Annotated in this window: 23 protein-coding genes; 8 read left to right on the top strand and 15 right to left on the bottom strand. The window is 59.9% G+C overall.

The annotated features are described in order from the left end of the window. Nucleotides 1-128: 128 nt before the first annotated feature. From J3P75_RS09575 to J3P75_RS09545, 7 genes are read right to left on the bottom strand one after another with little or no spacing between them, the layout of a single operon-like run. Complete coding sequence (locus J3P75_RS09575) at nucleotides 129-1,175, bottom strand: acyltransferase family protein (protein ID WP_434710047.1); 1,047 nt, start codon at nucleotides 1,173-1,175, stop codon at nucleotides 129-131. Nucleotides 1,176-1,187: 12 nt separating this feature from the next. After that, nucleotides 1,188-2,291 carry a hypothetical protein gene (locus J3P75_RS09570; protein WP_434710045.1) on the bottom strand — a complete coding sequence of 368 codons (1,104 nt, stop codon included), beginning with the start codon at nucleotides 2,289-2,291 and terminating at the stop codon, nucleotides 1,188-1,190. Further along, complete coding sequence (locus tag J3P75_RS09565; RefSeq protein WP_434710043.1) at nucleotides 2,282-3,514, bottom strand: phosphoribosylaminoimidazole carboxylase; 1,233 nt, start codon at nucleotides 3,512-3,514, stop codon at nucleotides 2,282-2,284. The genes J3P75_RS09570 and J3P75_RS09565 overlap by 10 nt, the downstream gene beginning before the upstream one ends. After that, nucleotides 3,511-4,623 carry a polysaccharide pyruvyl transferase family protein gene (locus J3P75_RS09560; RefSeq protein WP_434710041.1) on the bottom strand — a complete coding sequence of 371 codons (1,113 nt, stop codon included), beginning with the start codon at nucleotides 4,621-4,623 and terminating at the stop codon, nucleotides 3,511-3,513. The genes J3P75_RS09565 and J3P75_RS09560 overlap by 4 nt, the downstream gene beginning before the upstream one ends. Nucleotides 4,624-4,638: 15 nt before the next feature. Next, complete coding sequence (locus tag J3P75_RS09555) at nucleotides 4,639-5,721, bottom strand: glycosyltransferase (RefSeq protein ID WP_336357117.1); 1,083 nt, start codon at nucleotides 5,719-5,721, stop codon at nucleotides 4,639-4,641. Nucleotides 5,722-5,761: 40 nt separating this feature from the next. Beyond that, a complete protein-coding gene (locus J3P75_RS09550) occupies nucleotides 5,762-7,990 on the bottom strand; it encodes a polysaccharide biosynthesis tyrosine autokinase (RefSeq protein ID WP_434710039.1) in 2,229 nt (742 codons plus the stop codon). A 39-nt stretch (nucleotides 7,991-8,029) separates the two neighbouring features. Further along, nucleotides 8,030-8,470, bottom strand: coding sequence for a low molecular weight protein-tyrosine-phosphatase (locus J3P75_RS09545; protein ID WP_208940419.1), 441 nt, complete (start codon nucleotides 8,468-8,470; stop codon nucleotides 8,030-8,032). Between the two features lie 294 nt (nucleotides 8,471-8,764). Between J3P75_RS09545 and J3P75_RS09540 the strand changes: the two genes are divergently transcribed. Together J3P75_RS09540 and tal are read left to right on the top strand one after the other, a co-directional pair. Next, complete coding sequence (locus J3P75_RS09540; RefSeq protein WP_434710037.1) at nucleotides 8,765-9,721, top strand: cellulase family glycosylhydrolase; 957 nt, start codon at nucleotides 8,765-8,767, stop codon at nucleotides 9,719-9,721. A gap of 202 nt (nucleotides 9,722-9,923) precedes the next feature. Further along, a complete protein-coding gene (gene tal / locus J3P75_RS09535) occupies nucleotides 9,924-10,850 on the top strand; it encodes a transaldolase (protein WP_093099902.1) in 927 nt (308 codons plus the stop codon). A gap of 195 nt (nucleotides 10,851-11,045) precedes the next feature. Here tal and rssC read toward each other — a convergent pair whose 3' ends face one another. The 3 genes from rssC to J3P75_RS09520 form a co-directional block, all read right to left on the bottom strand. Beyond that, complete coding sequence (rssC, locus tag J3P75_RS09530) at nucleotides 11,046-11,528, bottom strand: anti-sigma factor antagonist RssC (RefSeq protein WP_003226553.1); 483 nt, start codon at nucleotides 11,526-11,528, stop codon at nucleotides 11,046-11,048. After that, the gene (gene rssB, locus J3P75_RS09525; RefSeq protein ID WP_434596804.1) at nucleotides 11,528-12,709 is read right to left on the bottom strand and encodes a two-component system response regulator RssB; all 1,182 of its coding nucleotides are present in this window, start codon (nucleotides 12,707-12,709) and stop codon (nucleotides 11,528-11,530) included. Before rssB ends, rssC begins: the two co-directional genes overlap by 1 nt. A 343-nt stretch (nucleotides 12,710-13,052) precedes the next feature. After that, a complete protein-coding gene (locus tag J3P75_RS09520; protein ID WP_090284701.1) occupies nucleotides 13,053-13,742 on the bottom strand; it encodes an MlaA family lipoprotein in 690 nt (229 codons plus the stop codon). A gap of 198 nt (nucleotides 13,743-13,940) precedes the next feature. Here J3P75_RS09520 and J3P75_RS09515 point away from each other — a divergent pair, with 198 nt between their 5' ends. Both J3P75_RS09515 and J3P75_RS09510 read left to right on the top strand, forming a co-directional pair. Beyond that, nucleotides 13,941-14,561 carry an HAD family phosphatase gene (locus tag J3P75_RS09515; RefSeq protein WP_434710036.1) on the top strand — a complete coding sequence of 207 codons (621 nt, stop codon included), beginning with the start codon at nucleotides 13,941-13,943 and terminating at the stop codon, nucleotides 14,559-14,561. A 108-nt stretch (nucleotides 14,562-14,669) separates the two neighbouring features. Continuing rightward, nucleotides 14,670-14,933, top strand: coding sequence for a DUF4404 family protein (locus J3P75_RS09510; RefSeq protein WP_434710035.1), 264 nt, complete (start codon nucleotides 14,670-14,672; stop codon nucleotides 14,931-14,933). 171 nt (nucleotides 14,934-15,104) lie between these two features. Here the strand turns inward: J3P75_RS09510 and queF are convergent, their stop codons facing one another. After that, nucleotides 15,105-15,935 carry an NADPH-dependent 7-cyano-7-deazaguanine reductase QueF gene (gene queF / locus J3P75_RS09505; RefSeq protein ID WP_434710034.1) on the bottom strand — a complete coding sequence of 277 codons (831 nt, stop codon included), beginning with the start codon at nucleotides 15,933-15,935 and terminating at the stop codon, nucleotides 15,105-15,107. A gap of 61 nt (nucleotides 15,936-15,996) precedes the next feature. Then, the gene (gene copI, locus J3P75_RS09500; RefSeq protein ID WP_434710032.1) at nucleotides 15,997-16,530 is read right to left on the bottom strand and encodes a copper-resistant cuproprotein CopI; all 534 of its coding nucleotides are present in this window, start codon (nucleotides 16,528-16,530) and stop codon (nucleotides 15,997-15,999) included. 163 nt (nucleotides 16,531-16,693) lie between these two features. Here copI and J3P75_RS09495 point away from each other — a divergent pair, with 163 nt between their 5' ends. Next, the gene (locus J3P75_RS09495) at nucleotides 16,694-17,374 is read left to right on the top strand and encodes a heavy metal response regulator transcription factor (protein WP_203418783.1); all 681 of its coding nucleotides are present in this window, start codon (nucleotides 16,694-16,696) and stop codon (nucleotides 17,372-17,374) included. Then, nucleotides 17,374-18,723, top strand: coding sequence for a heavy metal sensor histidine kinase (locus tag J3P75_RS09490; RefSeq protein WP_434710030.1), 1,350 nt, complete (start codon nucleotides 17,374-17,376; stop codon nucleotides 18,721-18,723). Before J3P75_RS09495 ends, J3P75_RS09490 begins: the two co-directional genes overlap by 1 nt. Before the next feature lie 98 nt (nucleotides 18,724-18,821). Here J3P75_RS09490 and J3P75_RS09485 read toward each other — a convergent pair whose 3' ends face one another. From J3P75_RS09485 to J3P75_RS09475, 3 genes are all read right to left on the bottom strand, one after another. Beyond that, nucleotides 18,822-20,066 carry a lipoprotein-releasing ABC transporter permease subunit gene (locus J3P75_RS09485; protein ID WP_093099888.1) on the bottom strand — a complete coding sequence of 415 codons (1,245 nt, stop codon included), beginning with the start codon at nucleotides 20,064-20,066 and terminating at the stop codon, nucleotides 18,822-18,824. A 63-nt stretch (nucleotides 20,067-20,129) separates the two neighbouring features. After that, complete coding sequence (lolD, locus tag J3P75_RS09480; RefSeq protein ID WP_093099885.1) at nucleotides 20,130-20,828, bottom strand: lipoprotein-releasing ABC transporter ATP-binding protein LolD; 699 nt, start codon at nucleotides 20,826-20,828, stop codon at nucleotides 20,130-20,132. After that, the gene (locus tag J3P75_RS09475; protein ID WP_090284720.1) at nucleotides 20,821-22,071 is read right to left on the bottom strand and encodes a lipoprotein-releasing ABC transporter permease subunit; all 1,251 of its coding nucleotides are present in this window, start codon (nucleotides 22,069-22,071) and stop codon (nucleotides 20,821-20,823) included. Before J3P75_RS09475 ends, lolD begins: the two co-directional genes overlap by 8 nt. A 94-nt stretch (nucleotides 22,072-22,165) precedes the next feature. Between J3P75_RS09475 and J3P75_RS09470 the strand changes: the two genes are divergently transcribed. Both J3P75_RS09470 and J3P75_RS09465 read left to right on the top strand, forming a co-directional pair. After that, entirely contained in the window at nucleotides 22,166-22,747 is a 582-nt protein-coding gene (locus J3P75_RS09470; RefSeq protein WP_434710028.1) for a PilZ domain-containing protein, read from the top strand. 14 nt (nucleotides 22,748-22,761) lie between these two features. Next, nucleotides 22,762-23,484, top strand: a complete 723-nt coding sequence (locus tag J3P75_RS09465) for a glycerophosphodiester phosphodiesterase (protein WP_090284724.1) — start codon at nucleotides 22,762-22,764, stop codon at nucleotides 23,482-23,484. Nucleotides 23,485-23,493 lie beyond the last annotated feature (9 nt).

The following is a 23,493-nucleotide window of genomic DNA, read 5'->3' as shown; positions in this document are numbered from 1 at the left end:
TCGAACACAATCAACTGTAGGAGTGAGCCTGCTCGCGATAGCGGTCTGTGAGATACACATCATTGACTGATCCACCGCTATCGCGAGCAGGCGAAGGCCTACAGGGGTTTTGTGTAGGGCATGAATAATTAGCTGCTCTGGGTTTGCACCACCGGGGCGATGACCGCCGCTGGTTTCTTCCTGCTCGCCTTCTCACCCAAGAACAACACCGAGGTGAAATTGAACCGGCTGAAAATCATCGCCAACACCACCGGCCCGAGCAAGCCGACACTCAAGCCACCCAGCACCAGCAGGCTCTCATCCTTCACGCCCAGGCGCCCCAGCACAAACCGCGACGTCGCCGCGAACAACACATGAAACAGAAAAATCGCATAGGAATAGCCACCGAGCCAGGTCAGCGCTTTCGAACGCATGTCGCTGGACAACAATGCGATGCACGACACACACCCCACCGCCAGGCCGATCAGGCTGCGCCGATCAACGATCAACTCGCGATCAATCGCCGCGACGTACAGCAGCGTCAACGAGATCAGCACAAACAGCAGCGGCCCGAGCACCTTGAAGCGCTGTTTCAACACCTCGACATTTTCCTGGCCGATCATCCCCGCGACGAAAAACGGCAGCAGGTAAATCGCGCCGTTGATGCCAAACGCATCGAGCGGCAACGGTGGCAGCAGAAACAACAGCGCGGCAAAGGCAAACAGCCCATACAGGCGCGTCGCCGAACGCAGCAGACCGCGCCACTCCAGCAGGCCGACGAAGATGAAAATGATGAACACCGCCTGCAAAAACCAGAAGTGGTTGATCGGCACCCAGAACGACAGCAACGCGTCGATCACCCCGACATCCTTGTTCACCCCCGGCCCCACCGCTTGCAGCACCGAGAACGGCACGCCGACGCAAAACAGCGGCACGATCAAACGGCGCACCTTGCCGCTGCAGAACGCACTGAAGTCATTGCCACGGATCTTGTAGATCGAATAGATGTACCCGGAAATGAACGTGAACAGCGGCATGCGCACGTACACCATCGAGTCGGCGATGACCCGGAACGGCGAGCCGATATCGATCTTCAACCCGCCGCCCAGCGGCCCGATGACGTGGTACAGCACCAGCAGCAGGCATGCCAGGCCACGCAGGGTTTCGATCTCCAGGGACTTTTTCTTGCTCGACATACAGCACCTGCCTCAATTCAGAATTCGGGATTCAACCTGCACCGGTTTGTTCGCTCGCAGCATCAAGCCGAGGCCGACGAACAACACCGGCACCACCATCGAAAAATGCCGGGCAAAGGAACCGAAGTCCGGCTCGAACAGGCCTTGCACCAGCAGGAACGCCAGCGGGATCGCGATCAGTTCCTTGGGTTTGGTCTGGATCGGCGCGCCCTTGTAATCGGTCGAGGTGATGACTTTGAACAGCAGCAGCGCGGTCATGATCATCAGCGCAACGAAGATCACCTGACCGGGCCCGGACAGCAGGATCAACTCCACCGGGAACGACAGGCGGAAAAAAATGATCATCGAGTCCAGCGCCTGCGAGACGAAGTCACTGCCGCTGAGCCACGACACGATCAACGACTTCGAGCCCTCCTCCCCCGCCGTGCGCAGTTCGTTGTTGCTGGCGCGAATCGACGACACCGGAAAACCCAGGGCGATCTGAATCGACATGGCCACCGCGAGGTAAAACAGGAACAACATCAGGAAGAACGTCGTGCGCGACACGTACTTCTTCATCACGCAGACGCCGACCCACGACAGCGAAAACAGAATCCAGTACGGCCGGATCAGCACGCCGTAGATCACCGCCGACAAGAAAAAACCGCCGCGATATTTGCGTGTCAACGAGCTGAGCAGAATGCTCAACACCGCCACCGAGACGATGATTTCCTTGGTCAGGTTTTCAAGGAAAAACGAACGGACGATGCCCCACAGACACAAGGTGCCGAAGATCGTCAGCGGCATGCGCCGGAACACCACCACCGGAATCGCCGTGAGGAAGAAATTGCAGAACATGCCGTAGGCCCAGGCGTTGGTCAGGTTGATCCCGGTGGGCCGCAGCAGGAACGCCGAGCACTCGTAGGACGAGCGATCGGGCGAGAACGGGTTCCAGAAATTGCAGTTGTCGGCGCGCGCGTAGGACGACCACAAGGTCATCGCATCCGGGCCCGGATCACGCGGGACCAACAGCGGCATCGCCACCGAGAGAAACAGCCCGGTAAACAGGATCAGAAACGAAAGCGAAGAATCGAGTCGCTTGCCGCGAAACTCGATGCACGGCAACTTCAGGCCCATGACAACGCAGCCTTCTTCGCCGCAGTGACGCGGGTCAACAGCGCAATCACTGCGAGCTGCACGACGATGGCGAAGACATTGCCCCACGCCGCGCCGTAGATCGAGTAATGCTTGATCAGCACGTAGCTGACCGGTACCGAAATCAGCAGGCAGATCGCCGCGCTGGCCAGCGACACCCCGCTGTTTTTCGAAGCAATCAAACCGCCCCAGACGATGTCGCCGATGGCCCGCAGCGCAAAGGAAAAAATCAACACACCGAGGATGGCGTTATCCGGACGCGGCACGCTGGTGGCGACGTAATCGAGTACCAGATTGAAAAACACGTAGATCGCCACGGCGACAACGGCCGAGACCAGCAGCGAGCGCATCACCCACTTGTTCACGAACAGTTGCTTGACCGTGAACGCTTGTTGATCGGCCTGAAAACGCTTGGCCAACACTGGAATCCCGACCACCGCCACCACCGCATACGACAACGCCTGCAAAGTGTTTGCCGCCGACCACGCGTACACATATTTGCCAAGGCTGGCGTAGGGCTCCAGATCGATAATCAGAAAGCGCTCGGCGTACTGACTCAGCGCGATCAATCCGGTGCCGAGGTAGAACGGCAGCCCGGCCTTCCACACGGTGGCGGTGTCCAGCACCGCTGCTTCCCGGCCCTTGTGCACCCGCGCCACGATCAGATAACCGGCGATAATCACCAGCACGTTGGCGGCGACCCACAGCCACAACACGCTGGCGATGCCCGCGACCCAGCCGAGCATCATCCCGGCCACCGCCAACACCGCCCACAGACCGGTCTTGATGAAAAACAGCAAGGCCCCGGCGGTGGCTTTCTGTGCGGAAAACACGAACGAGTTGATCTCGAACGACAGGTGTTCGGTGAGCAATACCAACGTCACGCACAGCACCAGCGCAGCGGTCGCGTGGACCTGCTGGAACAACGAATAGATCAGCACCGTGACCACCGACAACAGCAGCCCTACTGCCAGATACAACAGCAGGACTTTATCGACCACCCGGCGCGAACTGCCGCCGACACTGATCAAGCGATTGATCTCGGAACTGAAACCGACGCTGTAGAACTTCGACGCGATCAGCGACGCCGCCACTACCACGCCGTAAAAACCCAGCGCTTCATAGCCCAGGTAATGGGTGATCGCGAGCACCAGCAAAAACTTCGCGCCCAATGCCCCGCCGCGAAGCAACAGGCGAAATATCATCGAACGACACCCTTGATGATCTCGTCCATGGCCACGGTTTTTGCCTCGATCTCGCGGCAGGTGTCGGTCAGGCGTTTGCCGAAACCCGCCAGGGCATTCGGCGCGTACACCGTGTTGATAATGGTGTCGACGTCGATGTCACCGCCGTTGATCACCCAGTCTTCGACGCCCATGTCCTGATAGGCGCCAAAACCTTTGCGCTCGTAGCTGATGTGGTACGCCGGGACGCCGGACAGCAGCGATTCGATGGCGCCGTGCAGACGCACAGAGATCACCAGGTCCGGTTGGTATTTGGCGATCGTGGCTTTCAGCGACAGCAGGTCTTCAGTGATGCCCAGTTCGCGATAAAACGCACCGTCATCGTTGCCCCGCACCGCGCTTTGCACGGCACAGACCACTTTGCTTTTGTTCTTCAGGCGCTGCAGGAGCAATTTCAGATTGGCGACGTAGGCAACCTTCTTCTCTTTGCTCCACTCCGGCGGCTTGCGCAGCACCACGCATACCGTGGTCGGCGATGCGGCGCAACGGGTGAACTTGGGCTGCTGAAGAATCTTGCTGGCCAGCGACTGCACCGCCAGATCCGGCGCGCGGTAGACATTTTCGCAAGCGTCGAAAATCGCCGAAGAGCGATTGTCGCGGACGAACACCGCGTCGGCGCTGGCGTAGTGCTCGACGATCTTGCTGCTTTCGCCGTGGAACGGGCCGATGCTCTGCGGCAGGTACACCGACGGCACCTTGCTGAGAATCGCGGTTTCCAGTTGCTTGGCGTGGCCGATCTTCAACTTGATGTGTTCGAAGGCGCTTTTCGAGCGCATGTATCCGCCACCGACGCCGACGATCAGGTCGGTCTTTTTCAACAGATCAGCGAGCCCGGCGTACGACTGGTTGAGAAACACCGCCTGCTTGACTCGGCCCAGACCTTTGGCGGCCATCACCGGCGCGTCGAAGCGCGGGTGCGGCAGGTAGTTGAAAGAGTCCGGGTCGGAGGCGACAACGCTGATCGCGGTGTCTTCACCAAAGTTGCGCTGCACCAGCGCGATTGCCAGGTCGACCAGCAAACCGTCACCGGAGTTGGAGGCGCTGTAGCCGTGCAAAATCGTTACGTTCATAAGCGTGAGTTCTACTTAATAAGTGGGAGCGCGATACAGGTCGTAGGTCTGGCGAATCATCAACGCGGCGCTGAAACGCTCGCGGACGATGCTCCGGCCTTCGTTGCCGAGGTCGAGCAGGCGCGGTTTCTGGATGATCGTCAGCACATCGGCGAGTGCCTGGTGGTCGCCGCTGGGGAAGACGTAGCCGGACACTTCGTTGGTGACCAGTTCCGGCAGCGACGTGCAATTGCTGGCAATCACCGGCAAACCCATGGCCATGCCTTCCAGCGGCACCATGGCAAACCCTTCCCAGCGACTGGGCACGATCAGCGCATCGGCTTTCTGATACAGCGCCTGCACTTCACTGGGCGTGACCCACGGCAGGTATTCGACCGAGTCCATCGGCGGGCAATCCACCGAATCCTCGTTCACCGCACTGCCGACCACCGTCAGTTTGAGGTCCTTGCGCTGGACTTTGGCGAAGGCCTTGAGCAGCACGTCGAAGCCTTTCTGATAATCGAGACGGCCGACGAACAGCAGATGAATCGGCTCGGTACCCGCGGCTTTCGGTGCGTCATCCTTGTGATGGATGCCGTTGTAGATCAGCTTCATGCGCTTGCGCTCGATGCCGAACCGCGCGGCTTTGTCGAGTTCGTACTGGCTGACGCAGATGATCACGTCGGTGACTTTTTGCAGCACTCGCTCGATCCACGCATAGACCTTCTGCTTGGTCGGCGAGCTTTCCATCAGGAATGAAAACGCGTGCGGGCAATAGACGATCTGCGGCTTGCGCCACGGTCGTAACAGCACGCAGACACAACGCCCGATCACCCCGGAAAACGTGCTGTGCAGATGCACCACATCGGGCTTTTCCTTGATCAGCACCTGGCTCAGGCGCCAGGCGAAACGCAACAGCGACGGCACGTTGCGGCCGGTGCGGGCGAAGGTGCGAATCTGCGGCGGCGCGATGCCGTGCAGTTCTTTTTCCTGATCCTGCGGGACCAGATACACCAGCTCGTAGTTCGCCGCGTCGCCTTCGGGGGAAGCCGAAATCGTGCGGATCACCGTCGCGACGCCACCTTTGATCGTCTCTGCCACGTGCAGTATTTTCTTCACAACTCACCCACTTCAAACAGGAAAGGACAATCGCCAGATTTCAGGATTTGTCGGACGCGTATTCGTAGTTGTAATAGCCGTAGCCACCGTTGCCGTAGTAGCTGGCGGCACGCTTCTCGACGCCGTTGAACACCGCACCCTTGAGCTCGATGCCGTTCTGCGCGAAACGGCGGATGGTCAGTTCGATTTCCTTCGCCGGGTTCACCCCAAAGCGCGTGACGATCAGGCTGATCCCGGCTTCACGGCCGACAATCGCCGCGTCGGTGACCGCCAGCAGCGGCGGCGTATCGATGATCACCAGGTCGTAGCGCTCGCTCAGCTCGGCCAGCAGGTCGCGGAAATTCGCGTGCATCAGCAGCTCGGAAGGATTCGGCGGCACTTGGCCGCGACTGATGAAATGCAGGTTGTCGACTTCGACGGTGTGGATCGCCTCATCAATGCTGCAACGCTTGACCAGCAGGTCGGACAAGCCGTTGGTGATCGGCGTGTTGAGGGTTTTGTGCAGATGACCTTTGCGCATGTCAGCGTCGATCAGCACCACGCGCTGGCCGCTCAAGGCCATGACCGCCGCGAGGTTGGACGAGACGAAGGTCTTGCCGACCTGCGGGCTCGGCCCAGAAATCATGATGCGGTTGTTGGTCGAATCGAGCCCAGCGAAGTGCAGGCAGGTGCGCAGGCTGCGGATCGACTCGATCGACAGGTCAGTCGGGTTGCGCAGGGCCAGCAAGTACGCCGGTTTGTCTACGCCGTCGCGGGCGCGCCCTTTTCGGCCGTCTTCTTCCTCCTGCAACGCGCTATAAGGAATCGACGCGTACACCGGCAAACCCAGTTGCTCGATCGCCTCCGGACCTTCCAGCCCTCGGCTGAGGGATTTGCGCAGCAGCACCAGCGCCACGCCGACGAAGGCACCAAGGAACGTGGCGATCAGCACGATCAGCGGCTTCTTCGGTTTGACCGGGCTGGTCAGGTCGACATCGGCGGTGTCGACCAGGCGCACGTTGCCCACCGCACCGGCGCGGACGATGTCCAGTTCCTGGGATTTGTTGAGCAACTGCGTGTAGATCTGCGAGGCGACTTCGACGTCGCGGGTCAGGTTGAGTAGTTCCTGCTGGGTCGCCGGCAAGTCCTGGACTTTGCCTTCCAGCGACTTCTGTTGCTGGGTCAACTCACCGATCTGGCTCATCAAGGCGCGATAGGCCGGATGCTGCTTGGTGAATTTGCGGTCCAGTTCCGCCTGCTGCATTTTCAGCTCGGAGATGCGCGTTTCCAGCGCCACCGACTGGCCCAGCACCGACTGGGTTTCCAGCGAGATGTTCACGGTCTTGCCGTGGGTCTGATAGGCGTTCAGCGCATCGCTGGCCTTGGCCAGATCACGCTTGACCTGCGGCAACTGACTCTGCAGAAACGCCAGACTCTGCGCCGCTTCCGCCGAAGTCCTCCGCACATTCTGCTCGACGTACAGCGCGGCGATCTTGTTGAGGATCTTCACCGCTTCCGCCGCGTCAGAACTGGCCAGTGCCAAGCGGATGATCCCCGACTCCTTGCCCTGCTCGGAAATATCCAGCGCGTCCTGATAGCCCTGAATGGTCACGATCCGCGGATTACGCACCACTTCGAAGTTCGTACCGGCGTTGGCCGACAGCTGCGTGATCAGGCCTTCGACGTCATCCTGGGCGAACGCTTCACCGGCGCGACCTTCGACCAGCAGGTTGTCGTTGTCATCGAACAGCTGAAAGCGTTGTTGCTCGCCGGCAATCAGCGTGAGTTTCTTGCCGAGCAACTCCTTGGGCAGATTGAGCCGGGCGAATTCCAGACGCTCGCCGCCCCAGGCGTAACTGTTCAGGCCGAAACGCGGCGCGGCGACGCTGGACTCGGTTTCGCCGCGATAACGGCGGGCGAGAAAACCACCAATCATCGGGAAGGTTTTCGGCGTGACGTCGATGTCCAGACGCAGGTCGTCGGCGGTTTTGCCGATCACCGCGCGGGATTTGATGATGCCGATTTCGGTCACCGACGGCGATTGCCCGCCGAGCATGCTGTTGAGGTCGGAGAAACCGAGCATGTCGTTCTTTTTCGGCTCGACCTGCACCAGCGCATTCGCCAGGTACACGGGCGTTGCCAACACCGCATAAGCCACGCCGGCGACCATGAAGGCCCCGGTCAATGCGCCGATCAACCACTTCTGATCGATCAGGCTGCCGAATATGCCGAGCAGATCAATACTGTCTTGATCATTGTCACGGGTGCCGATTACTGACGGTAACTGCATAAGTCTGTTCTTACCATTGACTGTTCTGAAGAATATGGGTCATTGCCCGAGGCGCTTTGCCCATGAACTAACTGCGTCTTCAATCAATGCGTGGGCATGAATAAAAGCGGCCTTGCCTTGACGATACGGATCCTGTATTTCGCGCTCGCTCTGCCACTTGCCAAGCAAAAACACTTTGCCTCGGGCGTGCGAGGCAATCTTCAGTACTTGATTGACGTGCTGTTTCTCCATGACCAGGATCAGGTCCGAGTCATTGACGATATCCGCAGTCAGTTGCCGCGCCTTGAAACTCTCGGCGCTGTGCCCGTGTTCTTCGAGAACCTGCCGCGCAGACGCCTCGACGCCCTCGCCAACCCGTGCCGAGAGGCCGGCGGAGGCCACACTGATGGCTGAAGAACCCAGCGCATTGCGCAACAACAGTTCTGCCGTCGGACTACGGCAAATATTGCCTACGCAGACAACGAGGATCTTTTTGAACAAGGTTTTACTTTCCTGTGTAATGTCAAACGGCCAATATCCCGAGAGCATTCGATTGAACCCTCAAGATCTTTCTGCACTCGGAAATAGATTCGCCCTGTTAGTCCCGAAGTATTAAGTACCACAGCGTTTAAAAGCGCCCCAACCACAATTAGCGGACTAAAAATAACTGTGATTTTCGAGCGATTGTTTTCCGACAAAAACTAACATTCGTGCACTAAGTGCCAGCACCCCGTTCGAAAATTCAGTAACACGATGATTAATTCGCAGTTGTCATTTCTCTTCGGGAGAGCAGACATGAAACCGACCCATTTGCAACGCGCCGGCGCCTTGACCCTGATGCTGCTGGGCGCGACCACTCAGGCCCAGGCCAGCGAACTGTTTCCCAACCTGCCCACGAGGACGATTGGTGTTCAGGTAAAAATCCAGAGCTTCACCGCCGCCGACGCGCAGCAGATCAAAGCCGCCGGTTTCAGCTTCGTGCGCTTCGGCGTGTGGAGCGACAGCCTCAGCGCCAGGACTTATCAGCAACAAGTCAGCAACGCCTTCGCCGCCGCCAAATCAGCCGGGCTGCCGGTGCTGCTGACCGTGCGTGCGATCAAGGCGCTGCCGGCCACCACGCCCGCCGAGCTGACGCGCGCCGGTGAGACCTTCGCCAAAGCCGTCAACGGCCTGCAACAGTCGTATAGCACCCAGTTGGTGGCAATCGAGCTGTGGAACGAGCCGGACCTGGAAACCTATTGGCCGACGCGCAATTTCTCCACGACCTTTGTGCCGTTCATGAGCGGCGTGTGCAAAACCCTGCAGGCACAGCCACAACTGACCCCGGTGGTCGGTTTCGGCTTCGCCCGGCCACCGAGCGCCGGCTCGGCGTCGACCGCGGCGCTGAGCCGCATCGTCAGTGACTACCCGCAGTGCCTCGACGCGGTGTCCTATCACCCTTACGGCATGACGGCGACGCAGATCAGCAATGCGCAAACGTTCATTCAACAGAATTTCAATCTGCCGGGTGTGATCAGTGAGTGGGGAGTGTCGGCGCTCGCCTCGAACGGCGGTGTCGAGGGGCAGGCCAGCAAGATCAACGCATTCATCGCCGATGTTAAACGGCTGAACATCCCGCTGACCTCGATCTACGAATGGCGCAACAGCGCGTCAGGCAGCAACGAACGCGAGCAGAACTTCGGCTTGCTGACCTCTGACGGCCAGCCGAAACCGGCGCGACTGTCGGTCGAAGCACTGTTGAATGCCGAGTGAGTCTTGGGCGACCGATCTGTTCGCAGGTCGGTTGCTTTGAACCTGTGCGCGGTTTTGGCATCGTATTCATCGGTACCACGCCCCGCCATTCAAACAATCGTTTTCAGGTTGTTGCCGCAGGGGCCATCGAGACACGCAACCGCCCTTGAGTGGCTGTCAGCGCTCGGGTAATGTCACCAGACCCACAGGACAGAGCACGCCCATGACTTCCAAGCTGGAACAACTCAAACAATTCACCACCGTGGTTGCCGACACCGGCGACTTCGAAGCGATCGCCCGGGTCAAACCGGTCGACGCCACCACCAACCCTTCCCTGCTGCTCAAGGCGGCGGCCATTCCGGCCTACGCCGAGCTGCTCAACGCCTGCGTCAGCGACTGCAAGGGCGATGTCGGCCTGGCCAGCGACCGCTTCGGCGTTGCGGTCGGCCAGGAAATCCTCAAGGTCATTCCGGGCCGTATCTCCACCGAAGTGGATGCGCGCTTGTCGTTCGACAAGGATGCCGTGCTCAAACGCGCCCATCGCCTGATCGAGCTGTACGACAAGGCTGGCATTGGCCGCGACCGTGTACTGATCAAGATCGCCTCGACCTGGGAAGGCATCCGCGCTGCTGAAGTGCTGGAAAAAGAAGGCATTCAGACCAACCTGACCCTGCTGTTCTCCTTCGCCCAGGCCGCCGCCTGCGCCGACGCTGGGGTATTCCTGATTTCGCCGTTCGTGGGCCGCATCTACGACTGGTACAAGAAAGCCAACGGCAACGACTACACCGGCGCCGATGATCCGGGCGTGCAGTCGGTCACCCGCATCTACAACTACTACAAGGCCAACGACTACAAGACCGTGGTCATGGGCGCGAGCTTCCGCAACCTCAGCCAGATCGAACAACTGGCCGGTTGCGACCGCCTGACCATCAGCCCGGACCTGATCGACAAGCTGGCCGCCGACACCGGCAAGCTGGAGCGCAAACTGGCCCCGGGCAATGCCGGCGAAGCCCGTCTGAGCCTCAACGAAGCGCAGTTCCGCTGGTTGTCCAACGAAGACGCGATGGCCACCGAGAAACTGGCTGAGGGCATTCGTCAGTTTGCCCGTGACCAGGAAAAGCTCGAGGCGCTGTTGCAGGCCAAGCTGTGAACTGAGTTGGCGTAACGCAAAAAGGGCGAACCTGTGAGGGTTCGCCCTTTTTTTATATGGAAGAATGGGTTGTGATTGCGACCGCAATCGCTAGCAGGGCTAGCTCCCACAGGGGATTTGTGTGGTGTCAGCTATTGTTGGAGAACTCTGTGGGAGCTAGCCTGCTGGCGATGGGGCCGGCAAACTCACAACCACTCAATGCCGCTCGAGGGCATTCACCAGGTCATGAAACGCTTCCCGATTGGAATCGTTCAGGCCCATGAGGATCTTGTGCGCTTCGAGCACCTTGATCCTCACCACTTCTTCGGACTGGTCCTGATCCGGCAGGTCGTCCAGGCACTCCGGGCATGGCACCGGGTGGTTGACGATGTTGAACACCTGCTCGAAACCCATCGACTGCAGCAGCCGGGTAATATCTTCGTGGGTGGTGACGACAGTCGGCAACAGGCCGACCTTTTGCCGCGAGAGGATCGACAGTTTGGCCAGCAGGCCAAGCGTCGTGCTGTCGATGCTGCGGGTTTCGGTCAAATCGATCACGATCGCGTTGAAATTCAGCGCGGTGAAGATTTTCTCAATAGTCGCATCCAACGCCGAACACAGGGTCAGGCGAACTTCACCGACGAACTTCAGGACGAAGGTGCCGTCCTGCTCGGCGAACTGGATTCTACCGGTACTCATTAAAGATTCCTGCTCAACACCAACAGGGCGATATCATCCGGCATCTCCCCTAGCGTGGCCAATCCAAACACTTGCCGCAGACCATCCAGGCTGCCGCCCGCCGACTTCACCCGTTGAGGCAAAGCGGCTTCTTTTTCTTTGAGCGTCGGTTCTGGCAAAAGGTCCAGAATGCCATCCGACATCAGCGTCAGGCTGAACGTCGGCGGCAGCTCAAGTACGTGGTCTTCGTAGGTGGCTTCATTGAACAGCCCCACCGGCAGACCACGGCCTTCGAGATAACGAACACTGTCAGGCGTGTACAACACAGGCAACGGCAGATGGCCGCCGATGCTATAGGTCAACAAACCGGTCTCCTCGTCGATGACACCACCGACCATTGTGACGTGTTTACCCAGCTTACAACTGATCAGCCCCCGGTTGATATGACCGAGCACTTCCGAAGGCTTGAATTCCGGCAATGTGCCGTTGCGCTTGGATTCGAACAGCAAGCGCGTGGTCATGAACTTCAACAGCACGGTCACGAACGCCGAAGACGCGCCATGCCCGGAAACGTCCGCCAGATAGAACGCGACGCGGCGTTCGTCGACGCGGAAATAATCGACAAAATCACCCGACAGGTACAACGACGGGATGATCTGGTGGGCAAACTGAAACTCGTCAATGCTCCACGGGCTTTCCGGCAGCATGTTCATCTGCACCTGGCGACCAGCATTCTGGTCCTCCTGGAGCAGATTGAGGCTGGCCTCAAGCTCGCGGTTGGCCTTCTCCAGCTTCTCGCGGTAGCGCTGGTTTTCCAGCAGCAGGCGCGCACGATCCAGGGCTCGACGCACGGAATGCTCGAGCACCGCCAGATCTTCGAGAGGCTTGATCAGGTAATCCGCCGCGCCCAGGCGCAGGGCCTCGACCGCGTCGTTCATCACGCCGGCACCCGAAACGACGATCACCGGCGTTTGCGGTGAGCGCTCGGTAACCTGACGAATCAGTTCGAGACCGCCCATCTGCGGCATGCGCAGATCGCAGATGACCAGGTCGGGCGTGTCTTGCTCGAATACCTGAAGACCCTGTTGACCGTTGCCGGCCTGCAGGACGCTGAAACCACTGTCTTCCAGATAGGCCGCGAGACTCGCGCGCACTACCTCGTCATCATCGATTATCAGCAGCGTGGCACTGGTTTTTGGCATGTGGGCAAACGGCGCCAGAATTAGGTTGGCGTAGTGGCGAGGCCTCGGGCCTTGCACAGACTACTGGATTCGCTTTCTAGCCTCTCTGCTGCAGCGCTTTCAAGCATTCGCTTTGCACGCGGTTTTAAACAGAGGTGCCCTTCTAAGGCGCAGACGGTACTCCCATCCGCAGAGCGTTTCAAGCGTGCGCCGATGGTCGCTTGACGACTTTGTTTGTCAAAGCACCGAGAGTTATAAGAACCGCCGGAAGCGTAACCGGATGGAAGGTCACCCTGCCGGGCCGCGCTTGCTTAACAGACAAAAAAGGCGACCCTGAGGTCGCCTTCCTGTTTATCGGTCGAAATCAGAAATCGTCTTCGACCTGGCCATCCTTGACCTTGAACTCGCGGTTCTGCAAGTAGGCGTTGCGGATGAACGTGTACTTGTCGCCGCTGATCAGCTTCTCGCTCGACAGCAGGCTGGCGCGGGTGTCGACGATGTTCAGGCCGAAGATCGAGTTGCGGGTCGGCACGTGGTCGATGTAGCGGTATGGGCCGGTAAAGCCGTCGACGTATTTCGACGGTGCGTCACGCAAAGTGCTCGGGCCCATCAGCGGCAGCATCACGTAAGGACCGCTGCCCACGCCCCAGTAGCCGAGGGTCTGGCCGAAATCTTCGTCGCTGCGGTTCAGGCCCATCTGGGTGCCGACGTCGAAGAAGCCAAGCAGACCGAACGTGGTGTTGAAGATCAGACGTGCCGTGTCGACGCCAGCGGCCGCTGGCTTTGCCTGCAGAATGTTGTTGGCCAGGTTGGTGACGTCGCCGACGTTGCGGAACATGTTGTGAATGCCGTCTTCAACGAACTGCGGCGTGACGAATTCATAACCCTGCGCCAGCGGCTTGAGCGCGTAAGTGTCAACGAAGTCGTTGAACTGGAAAATCGGACGGTTGACGCTTTCCCAAGGATCATCTTCCGTGGCCGCCTGGCTGGCCAACGGCGCCAGCGACAGGCCGGCGTAGACACAAAGCTGAGCGAGCGGATGGCTCAAGCGCATAGAAAAAACTCCTTGGGTTGTAGCGTCGCGGACGTCGGAGTCCGGGCATTAAGGCCGCTAGTATAAGCGTAAACGCCGGTTTGGACAGTCTGACCGATGCAGCGATCTGTAGGATCTTTCCGCGCGGGTCGTTCACGTCATTGTCATCCAACTGTCACCGACGCGCCCTAGCCTGAGCGTTATTTCAGGGACGTTGCCATGACTCACGCCGAAACCTTGCCCCTCACCGCCTCGCGCCTGACTGCCGTGCTGTTTGGCCTGAGCGGTTGCCTGGTGGATTTCGGCGCGCGTGCACGGCAACAGGCCAACGCCCTGCCCGAGCACGCCGAAGCCACGCCGGGTGCGCTCGACAGCTTGTGCAGCTTGCAGCGCCAGCAGATTCCCTGTGCCTGGCTGGATGAGCTGCCAGCCGCCATGACGCAGTCCTTGTCAGCCGCGCTGCCAACCTGGATCAAATCTGCGCAATATTCGGCAACAACAATTCCATGGCCAGCGCCCAATGCTTGCTGGCAAGCGCTGATGGCGTTGAACGTCGAAAGCCTTGACGGATGCGTACTGGTCAGTGGCGAACCGCGATTGCTGCAATCAGGCCTCAACGCCGGGCTGTGGACCATCGGCCTCGCCTCCTGCGGTTCACTCTGCGGGCTGGCGCCTGTGGAATGGCAAGCATTGGGCCAGAAGGAGCGCGAGATGTTGCGTGGAAAGGCGACGATGCAGCTGTTCGCTCTTGGCGTGCATTCGGTGATCGATCATCTGAGCGAGCTCGACACCTGTCTGGCGGACATCAACCTGCGCCGCCTCAAAGGCGAAAAGCCCTGACCAGGATCATGCAGATTTGGCGTGAGTGGATTAATCTAAAGGTCAGCCACCGACCTTTGGCGCGCGGCTGCGGTCAATGCCAGTGCCTATTGATAAAAGGAAACCACCATGCCCGCCCAAGAACTGCAAAAACAGCTCGATACCCTGCGCGAGCAGCTGGAACACAATCCACCGCTGTCGGAAGCCGAGCGTGAGGATCTGCATGCGTTGATGGCGCAGATTGAACTGGAACTTGAACTCGAAACCAAGACCAACGATTCGAATATTGCCGACGGCGTGAACCTCGCCGTTGAACGCTTTGAAGTCGACCATCCAACCATAGCTGGCACCTTGCGCAACATCGTCAACGCGCTGGGCAGCATGGGTATCTGACTTCCCCCGAAACGCAAAAAGCCCTGCCATCGCTGGCAGGGCTTTTTCATTTCAACTTTGGCAATGCGTTCCCTGTAGGAGTGAGCCTGCTCGCGATAGCGGTGTCTCAGTTAACATCATCGTCAACTGACACACCGCTATCGCGAGCAGGCTCACTCCTACAGATGATCTTTATTGCCGCACCAGCCGATGATTCGGCAGCTGTACGCTTTCAGTGCTGCGATACGGATTGATATCCAGCCCACCGCGACGCACATACCGCGCAAACACCGTGAGTTTCTCGGGCTTCAACAAGCGCTGCAGGTCGAGGAAAATCCGCTCGACACACTGTTCATGAAAGTCCGAATGCTGGCGGAAGCTGACGATGTACTCGAGCAGGCTGGCGTGATCCAGCGCCGAGCCACGATATTCCACCACCACACTGCCCCAGTCCGGCTGGCTGGTCACCGGGCAGTTGGACTTGAGCAGATGGCTGTGCACGCTTTCTTCGACGACGCGCGAATCGTCGCAACGCAGCAGTTCCGGGCGCGGATGTTCGTAGTTGCTGACGCTGATATCCAGATCATCGATGCACACGCCCGGCAAGGCCACGACACCTTCCGCTTCAACCTCTTTGAGACTGCGCACACGCACGCTCACCGGTTTGCCGGCCGCGGCAGACAAGTCCTTGACCAGCGTGGCCTCAAGGGTGGCGATGTCAGCGAACGACGTCTGGTTCAGCGAATTCAGATACAGCTTGAACGACTTCGATTCGATGATGTTCGGCGAATCGGCCGGGATGCTGAATTCACCGATCGCCACCACCGGTTTGCCCGAGGGCAGCAGCCACGACAGTTCGAAGCAGTTCCAGAAATCCACGCCTTTATACGGCAGGGTTTCGGCGGTCAGGCCAAGCTCGGCCCATTTCGCGGTGCGCGGAATCGGGAACAGCAGGGACGGCGTGTACGTGGCGATGTATTCGCTGGACTTGCCCAGCGGCGAATGTTCGGCTGCGGGATGCATGGCGGAAACCTGACTGAAGAATCAGCGGATTCTACCAGCCTTTGCCCGCGCCTTTGAGTGCTTACTGACTGACAGTCAATTTGCCGACCATGCCGGCCTGATAATGCCCGGGAATGTTGCAGGCGAATTCCAGGCTCGTCGCCTTGTTGAAAGTCCAGGTCAATTCAGCAGTCTTGCCCGGCTCGACCAGCACGCTGTTGGGATCGTCGTGCTTCATGCCGTGGCCCATCGTTGCGTGGTCCATGCCGGGCATGCCGTGGGACATTTCCTTGATGCCCGTAGGCGTGAGCATGCCGCTTTGTTGCATCTGCAACATTTCCTGCTGGTGCCGGGCATGCATCGCGGCGTCACCGAGGTTGAATTCGTGCAGCAACTGGCCCTTGTTCACCAGCACAAAACGAATCGTCTCACCGGGCTTGATCTGGAGGGTCTTGGGATCGAACGACATATCACCCATGACCACCTCAACGCTGCGAGAAGCCTGGGCGGCCGACGCGGGTTGACCGAAATCGAACGTGTGCGCCGGCGCCGCCCACACCGGTGCGCTCAGCGCCAGCAGGCCGGCGGCCAACATCAGGGATTTACGCAAAAACATGCTCATGCTCCAACAAGATAAGGTTCAGCCTGTGGGACACTCTAGCCGCCGTGCGCTGGCACTTACCTGACAGGCAGATTACAACTTTGTCAGGTTGGCGCCTGCCGCGTGCGGCCAAGGTATAACGCGATCGTTTACACACTGGAAAACACCCGAGCCGCCCATGAAACTGTTGATTGTCGAAGACCAAGCGAAAACCGGCCAATACCTGCGCCAGGGCCTGACCGAGGCCGGGTTCAACACGGAGCTGGTGGCTGACGGCAACAGCGGTCAGCAATTGGCGCTGAGCGGTGATTACGCCTTGCTGATCCTCGACGTGATGTTGCCGGGGCGCAGCGGCTGGCAGATTGTCCAGGCGGTGCGCAGTGCCGGGCTGGATACGCCGGTACTTTTTCTGACCGCCAAAGACGCAGTGGAGGACCGGGTTCACGGCCTCGAACTCGGCGCCGATGATTATCTGGTCAAGCCTTTCGCCTTTTCCGAACTGCTCGCGCGGGTGCGCAGTCTGTTGCGTCGCGGCAGTGCTGCACCACAGGAAACCAGCCTGCAACTGGCCGACCTGCGCCTGGACCTGATCCGCCGCCGCGTCGAGCGCAGTGGCCAGCGCATCGACCTGACCGCCAAGGAATTCGCCCTGCTGGAAATGCTCCTGCGCCGCCAGGGCGAGGTGTTGCCGAAGTCACTGATCGCTTCGCAGGTCTGGGACATGAATTTCGACAGCGACACCAATGTCATCGAAGTGGCGATCCGCCGTTTGCGCCTGAAGATCGACGACGACTTCCCCGACAAGCTGATCCACACCGTGCGCGGCATGGGCTATGTGCTCGAAGAGCGTGGCGCCTGATGCGAAGGCTGTCGTTGAGTTCGCGTCTGGCCCTGCTGTTTGCCGCCTGCACTGCCGTGGTATCGCTGTTCGCCGGCATGCTGTTCGATCGCGCCAGCGAAGCGCATTTTATTGAACTCGACCAGCAGCAACTGGAGACAAAATTGGTCGCTCTGCGTCGCGCCTTGCAGGATATTCAGCCCGCTCAACGCGACGCGCGCCTGGCGGACGAGCTGAGCCGGCAGGCCGATCTTTCGCTGCGTATCAGCAGCGGCGATGGCCAGCATTGGTATGACAGCTCCGCACAAATTCCGAAAAACCTGCCGCTGCAACCGGGCATGTCGACGATCAGTACTGGCGACACCGATTACCGCGTCCTGCGCGCCCCGCTCTACCCGGACACGGCGGATTCACCGCAGCTAACGCTGCTGCTGGATATCACCCACCACCAGCATTTTCTGCAACGCATGCAGCGCCTGATCTGGCTGACCATGGGTTTATCAGCGCTGGCCACCGCGTTACTCGGCGCCTGGGCGGCGCGCAGTGGCTTGCGCCCGTTGCGGCGCATGAGCACGGTGGCCCGGGGGATTTCCGCACAGTCGCTCAACGCCCGCCTGCCGGAAACGCAAATGCCGCCCGAACTTGCCGAACTGGCCCACAGCTTCAACGCCATGCTCGCCCGCCTCGACGACTCGTTTCAGCGGCTCTCGGCATTCTCGGCCGACATCGCCCATGAATTGCGCACGCCGTTGTCCAACCTGCTGACCCACACCCAGGTCACCCTCACCCGCCCTCGCCCGCTCGAGGACTATCGCGAAGCGCTGCACAGCAACCTCGAAGAACTGCAATGGATGGCGCAACTGGTCAACGACATGTTGTACCTGGCCAAGGCCGATCACGGCTTGCTGGTGCCCAAGCGCGAAGCGCTGGAGCTGGCGGAAGAAAGCGATGCGCTGCTGGAGTTTTTTGCGCCGTTGGCGGAGGACGCCGGGATTGAATTGAGTCGAGAGGGCCAAGCGCGAATCGACGGTGATCGCGGCATGTTGCGCCGGGCCTTGTCGAATCTGCTGGATAACGCGCTACGGTTTACCCCGCCTGACGGTTATGTGCGGTTGAGCATTGCCGATCAGGCGAACGGTGTTCGCGTCTGCGTCGAGAACAGTGGAGAAGGAATTTCAGAGGAGTTGCTGCCGCGTTTGTTTGATCGCTTCTACCGGGCTGATCCGGCGCGCCAGGAAGGCAGCAGTGAACATGCGGGGTTGGGGTTGGCGATTACGCAATCGATCGTGCGCGCCCATGGAGGGCAGATTCATTGCGAATCAGAAGCTGGGGTGACGCGGTTTGTGATTGAGTTGCCTAAGGGCAAATGAGGCCAGCTGTACCGGCCTCATCGCTAGCAGGCTAGCTCCCACAGTTGGAATGCATACCCCTGTGGGAGCTAGCCTGCTAGCGATTGCGGTCACTCGGATTACGAATATCTCAAGGCATGCGCCGGCTCGATCTTCGCCGCTCGCCACGCCGGGTACACCGTCGCCAGGAAGCTCAGAACAAAGCCCGCCGAGCAGATCAACAGCACATCACCGCCCTGCAATTCCGAAGGCAGGTTGCTGACGAAATACACGTCCGAACTGAAGATGTGCTGCCCGGTGACGCGCTCGACCCAGCCGACCATTTCGCTGACGTTCAGCGCGGCGATCACGCCCAGCACGCCGCCGATGATGGTGCCGACGATGCCGATTACCGTGCCCTGGACCATGAAGATCGCCATGATCTGCCGTGGCGTGGCGCCGATGGTGCGCAGGATGGCGATGTCCGCGCCCTTGTCGTTCACCACCATGATCAGCGTGGCGATGATGTTGAACGCCGCCACCGCGACGATCATCAGCAACAGCAGGCCGATCATGGTTTTTTCCATTTTCATCGCGCTGAACAGGCTGCCCTGGGTGTGGGTCCAGTCATCAGCCTTGAACTCCGCGCCCAGGCCAGCGGCGATGTCCGAGGAGACCTTCGGCGCCGCGTAGAGGTCCTTGACCGCCAGCCGCACGCTCTGCACCTGATTCGGCTGCCAGTGCTGCATGGTTGCGGCATCGGCGACGTGAATAAGACCCATCGAGCCATCCAGCTCAGCGCCGACCTTGAACACGCCGACCACGTTCAAACGCTGCATACGCGGGGTGATACCCCCCGGCGCGGTGCTGACTTCCGGGACGATCAGGGTGATCTTGTCACCGACATTCAGGCGGAAACGTCGCGCGGTGATTTCACCGATCACCACGCCGAACTCGCCAGGTTTCAACGCATCGAGACGGCCCTGCACAATGTGCTGGGCGACGATCGAGACCTTGCCTTCCTGCGCCGGATCGACGCCGCTGATCTGGATCGGCTGCATCGAACCCTTGTAGGACAGCATGCCTTCCATCTCAGTGAACGGCACGGCGGCGGTCACTTCAGGATTCTTCATCGCGGCGGCGGCGACCGGTTGCCAATCGTCGATCGGTTTGACCCCGACGATGGTCGCGTGCGGCACCATGCCGAGGATGCGCGAGCTCATCTCGCGCTGGAAGCCGTTCATCACCGACAACACTACGATCATCGCCAGCACGCCGAGGGCGAGGCCGATCATCGAGGTCATCGAGATGAATGAAACAAAGCGATTGCGGCGCTTGGCGCGGGTATAGCGCGTGCCGATAAAGATCGATAACGGTCTGAACATTCGCTGGGGCACCGTATAAAAATAAAAGACCCGGCGCCCTTACGGGCGCCGGGTTTCAGCCAGTCAGATGGGGGTCAGGCAACCTTCCTGCAATTGCAGGACGCGGTCCATCTGGCGCGCGAGATTCATGTCGTGAGTCACCACCAGAAACGCCGTGCGCATCGAAGTGCTCAGCTCAAGCATCAAATCCTGAATGCCTTCGGCGGTGTGCAGATCGAGGTTACCGGTCGGCTCGTCGAGCATCACCAGGCCAGGATTGTTCACCAGCGCCCGGGCGATAGCCACACGCTGGCGTTCGCCGCCGGACAGCTCGGACGGTTTGTGTTCCAGACGATGGCCGAGGCCGACACGTTCCAGCAAGGCCGTGGCACGCTGACGCGCTTCGGGAATCGCCGTCTTGCCGATCAACAGCGGCATGCAGACGTTTTCCAGCGCGGTGAATTCCGGCAGCAAATGGTGAAACTGGTAAACGAAGCCGAGCGCGCGGTTACGCAACAGGCCGCGCTTCTTCTCGCTCAAGGCCGAAAGCTCTTCGCCATCAAGCCAGACGCTGCCCTGGGTCGGCGTATCGAGGCCGCCGAGCAGATTGAGCAAAGTACTTTTGCCCGAACCCGACTTGCCGACAATCGCTACCCGCTCGCCCGGATGCAACTCCAGTTGCAGGCCGGCCAGCACTTGCACCGACTCCGGGCCTTCTTCATAGGATTTGCCCAGGTTGCGGCAGCTCAGGATTGCTTGTTCACTCATGCCCGACTCACTCATAACGTAACGCCTCCGCCGGCTGGGTGCGCGCGGCACGCCAGGCGGGATACAGGGTGGCGAGGAAACTCAGGACCAACGCAGCGGCGCAGACCATGACCACGTCCTGGCTCTGCACTTGCGAAGGAAGATAATCGATGAAATACACGTCAGCATTAAGGAATTTGTGGCCGATCAGGCCTTCCAGTGCGGCGATTGCTGCGCTGACGTTGAGCGCGGCGAAAATACCGACCACCGCGCCGATTGCGGTGCCGACCACGCCGATCACCGTGCCCTGCACCATGAACGTGCGCATGATCGTGCCCGGTGTCGCGCCCAAGGTGCGCAGGATGGCGATGTCGCCCTTCTTGTCGTTGACCACCATCACCAGCGTGGAAATGATGTTGAACGCAGCGACGGCAACGATCAGCAGCAACAGCAGGCCGATCATGGCTTTTTCCATGCGGATCGCCTGATACAGATTGCCGTGGGTGCGGGTCCAGTCGCGGGCGTAGTAACGGTCCTCGCCGAGCTGCTGGGCGATATTCCACGCCTCGCGCGGCGCCTGAAACAGGTCGTCGAACTTCAGGCGCAGGCCCTGCACCTGATCGGCTTTCCAGCGATGCATCTTCGCCAGATCCTGCAGGTTGGTCACGCCCAGATAGCCGTCGAGTTCGCCGGCGCCGACGTGGAAAATGCCGACCACGGTAAAGCGCTTCATGCGCGGGAACATCCCGGCCGGGGTCACGCTGACTTCCGGCGCAACGAAGGTCACCTTGTCACCGATGCCCACGCCCAGCTTGGTCGCGGCCTTGTCGCCGATGACGATGCCGAAGCTGCCCGGCGTCAGGTCGTCGAGTTTGCCCTGCTTCATGAAGTTGTCGATGATCGACACGTTGCGCTCTAGCGCCGGGTCGATGGCATTGAGCAGGACTTTGGAGACCTGACCGTTATTGGTCAGCAGGCCCTGCATCTGGGTGAACGGCGCTACTGCCGCCACCTGCCGATTCTGTTTCACCTTGGCGGCGAGGTTCTGCCAGTCGTTGATCGGCTCGCCGGTTTCCAGGGTGGCGTGGGGCACCATGCCCAGCACGCGGGTGCGCATCTCATGATCGAAGCCGTTCATCACCGACAGCACGACGATCATCACGACCACGCCAAGGGCGAGCCCGATCATCGAAGTCAGGGAAATGAAGGACACAAAATGATTGCGGCGCTTTGCACGGGTATAACGCGTGCCGATAAATACGAAGAGAGGTCTGAACATGTCGGGGCTTGTTCGGAGGGAAAAGGAACGTCCTTGTGGCGGGGGTCGATAACCAGCTTTACACTCAGACCACCGCCGCTACCATGGGTTCGCCATGTCGACATTAGATGAAGAAGATCGCCGCGAATACTACCGTATCGAGGACATGATCGCACTGGAAATTCGGCCCCTGTCCGCTCCCGAAGCCGCAGGCGAGGAAGTGTTGCAGGATGCTTCCCCACTCTTCAACCTGCTCAGCGAACTGCACCTGAGCGAATTCGAGTCGCAACACCTGTTGCGCCAGATCAGCGAACGCGACCGCGCCATCGCTGCATTCCTCAAATCGCAGAACAAACGCATCGACCTGCTCAGCCAGGTGGTCGCCCTGACCGTGCTCGGCCACATCGGCGAGCCGCAACCGGTGATCATTTCCGAGGGCGGGATCGACTTTCAATATCCCACACCGGTCGCCACGGGCGCACACCTGTCGGTGAAACTGGTGCTGATGCCACAGGCCCTGGGCCTGCTGCTGCGCGCCCGGGTCACTCATTGCGATCCCAAGGGCGATGGCTACGACGTTGGCACCGAGTTCGAACATTTGACCGACGCCCAGCGCCAATTGCTGGCTCGCTACATCTTGCAAAAGCAGGCCCAGGAACGACGCCTGGCCCGCGAACAGAACGAATCAGGCATTTAACTTAAGGAAGAACCGTGACCCTTATCTACGGCCACCGCGGCGCCAAGGGCGAAGCACCGGAAAACACCCTGAGCAGTTTTCAGGCCTGTCTTGCACACGGCGTGCGCCGCTGCGAACTGGACCTGCACCTGTCCAAGGACGGCGAGCTGATGGTCATTCACGACCCGACGCTCAAGCGCACCACTGACCGGCGCGGCAAGGTGGTCGAGCACACCGCCGCCGAACTGGTCACTTACGACGCACGCAAGGGCGGGCCAGGCTGGGTCAAACCGTGCCCGATTCCGACGCTGGAAGAGCTGTTCGAGAAGTGTGATTTCGAGCATTGGCAGCTGGAAGTCAAAAGCGCTTCGCGCACCCGCGCGGCAACCACCGTGCTGGCGATTCGCGAAATGGCTCAGCGCCATGGCCTGCTCGACAAGGTGACGATCACCTCGAGTTCGCGGGAGGTGCTGAAAGCGGCGCTGGATCTGGTACCGGATGTGTCGCGTGGACTGGTCGCCGAATACGCCTGGCTCGACCCGTTGAAGGTCGCGGCAAGCTACGGCTGTGAAATTCTCGCGCTGAACTGGACACTGTGTACGCCGGAACGCCTGCAGAAGGCGCAGCGTCAGGGCCTGCATGTGTCGGTGTGGACCGTCAACGAGCCTGCGCTGATGCGCAGACTCGCCGACTTCGGCGTTGACAGCCTGATTACAGACTTTCCCGGTTTGGCCACTGCCACCCTTGAGAATTGCTGAAATCGGTCT

The organism is Pseudomonas sp. R1-1, assembly GCF_051132135.1.
In the GTDB taxonomy this organism is placed as follows: domain Bacteria; phylum Pseudomonadota; class Gammaproteobacteria; order Pseudomonadales; family Pseudomonadaceae; genus Aquipseudomonas.
This window is presented reverse-complemented; position numbering and strand designations above follow the sequence as displayed.

Bases quoted from the DNA above. Each gene is read 5' to 3' on its own strand.
- J3P75_RS09575 (WP_434710047.1), bottom strand. From the start codon at position 1,175: ATGTCGAGCAAGAAAAAGTCCCTGGAGATCGAAACCCTGCGTGGCCTG.
- J3P75_RS09570 (WP_434710045.1), bottom strand. From the start codon at position 2,291: ATGGGCCTGAAGTTGCCGTGCATCGAGTTTCGCGGCAAGCGACTCGAT.
- J3P75_RS09565 (WP_434710043.1), bottom strand. From the start codon at position 3,514: ATGATATTTCGCCTGTTGCTTCGCGGCGGGGCATTGGGCGCGAAGTTT.
- J3P75_RS09560 (WP_434710041.1), bottom strand. From the start codon at position 4,623: ATGAACGTAACGATTTTGCACGGCTACAGCGCCTCCAACTCCGGTGAC.
- J3P75_RS09550 (WP_434710039.1), bottom strand. From the start codon at position 7,990: ATGCAGTTACCGTCAGTAATCGGCACCCGTGACAATGATCAAGACAGT.
- J3P75_RS09540 (WP_434710037.1), top strand. From the start codon at position 8,765: ATGAAACCGACCCATTTGCAACGCGCCGGCGCCTTGACCCTGATGCTG.
- tal (WP_093099902.1), top strand. From the start codon at position 9,924: ATGACTTCCAAGCTGGAACAACTCAAACAATTCACCACCGTGGTTGCC.
- rssC (WP_003226553.1), bottom strand. From the start codon at position 11,528: ATGAGTACCGGTAGAATCCAGTTCGCCGAGCAGGACGGCACCTTCGTC.
- rssB (WP_434596804.1), bottom strand. From the start codon at position 12,709: ATGCCAAAAACCAGTGCCACGCTGCTGATAATCGATGATGACGAGGTA.
- J3P75_RS09520 (WP_090284701.1), bottom strand. From the start codon at position 13,742: ATGCGCTTGAGCCATCCGCTCGCTCAGCTTTGTGTCTACGCCGGCCTG.
- J3P75_RS09515 (WP_434710036.1), top strand. From the start codon at position 13,941: ATGACTCACGCCGAAACCTTGCCCCTCACCGCCTCGCGCCTGACTGCC.
- J3P75_RS09510 (WP_434710035.1), top strand. From the start codon at position 14,670: ATGCCCGCCCAAGAACTGCAAAAACAGCTCGATACCCTGCGCGAGCAG.
- queF (WP_434710034.1), bottom strand. From the start codon at position 15,935: ATGCATCCCGCAGCCGAACATTCGCCGCTGGGCAAGTCCAGCGAATAC.
- copI (WP_434710032.1), bottom strand. From the start codon at position 16,530: ATGTTTTTGCGTAAATCCCTGATGTTGGCCGCCGGCCTGCTGGCGCTG.
- J3P75_RS09495 (WP_203418783.1), top strand. From the start codon at position 16,694: ATGAAACTGTTGATTGTCGAAGACCAAGCGAAAACCGGCCAATACCTG.
- J3P75_RS09490 (WP_434710030.1), top strand. From the start codon at position 17,374: ATGCGAAGGCTGTCGTTGAGTTCGCGTCTGGCCCTGCTGTTTGCCGCC.
- J3P75_RS09485 (WP_093099888.1), bottom strand. From the start codon at position 20,066: ATGTTCAGACCGTTATCGATCTTTATCGGCACGCGCTATACCCGCGCC.
- lolD (WP_093099885.1), bottom strand. From the start codon at position 20,828: ATGAGTGAGTCGGGCATGAGTGAACAAGCAATCCTGAGCTGCCGCAAC.
- J3P75_RS09475 (WP_090284720.1), bottom strand. From the start codon at position 22,071: ATGTTCAGACCTCTCTTCGTATTTATCGGCACGCGTTATACCCGTGCA.
- J3P75_RS09470 (WP_434710028.1), top strand. From the start codon at position 22,166: ATGTCGACATTAGATGAAGAAGATCGCCGCGAATACTACCGTATCGAG.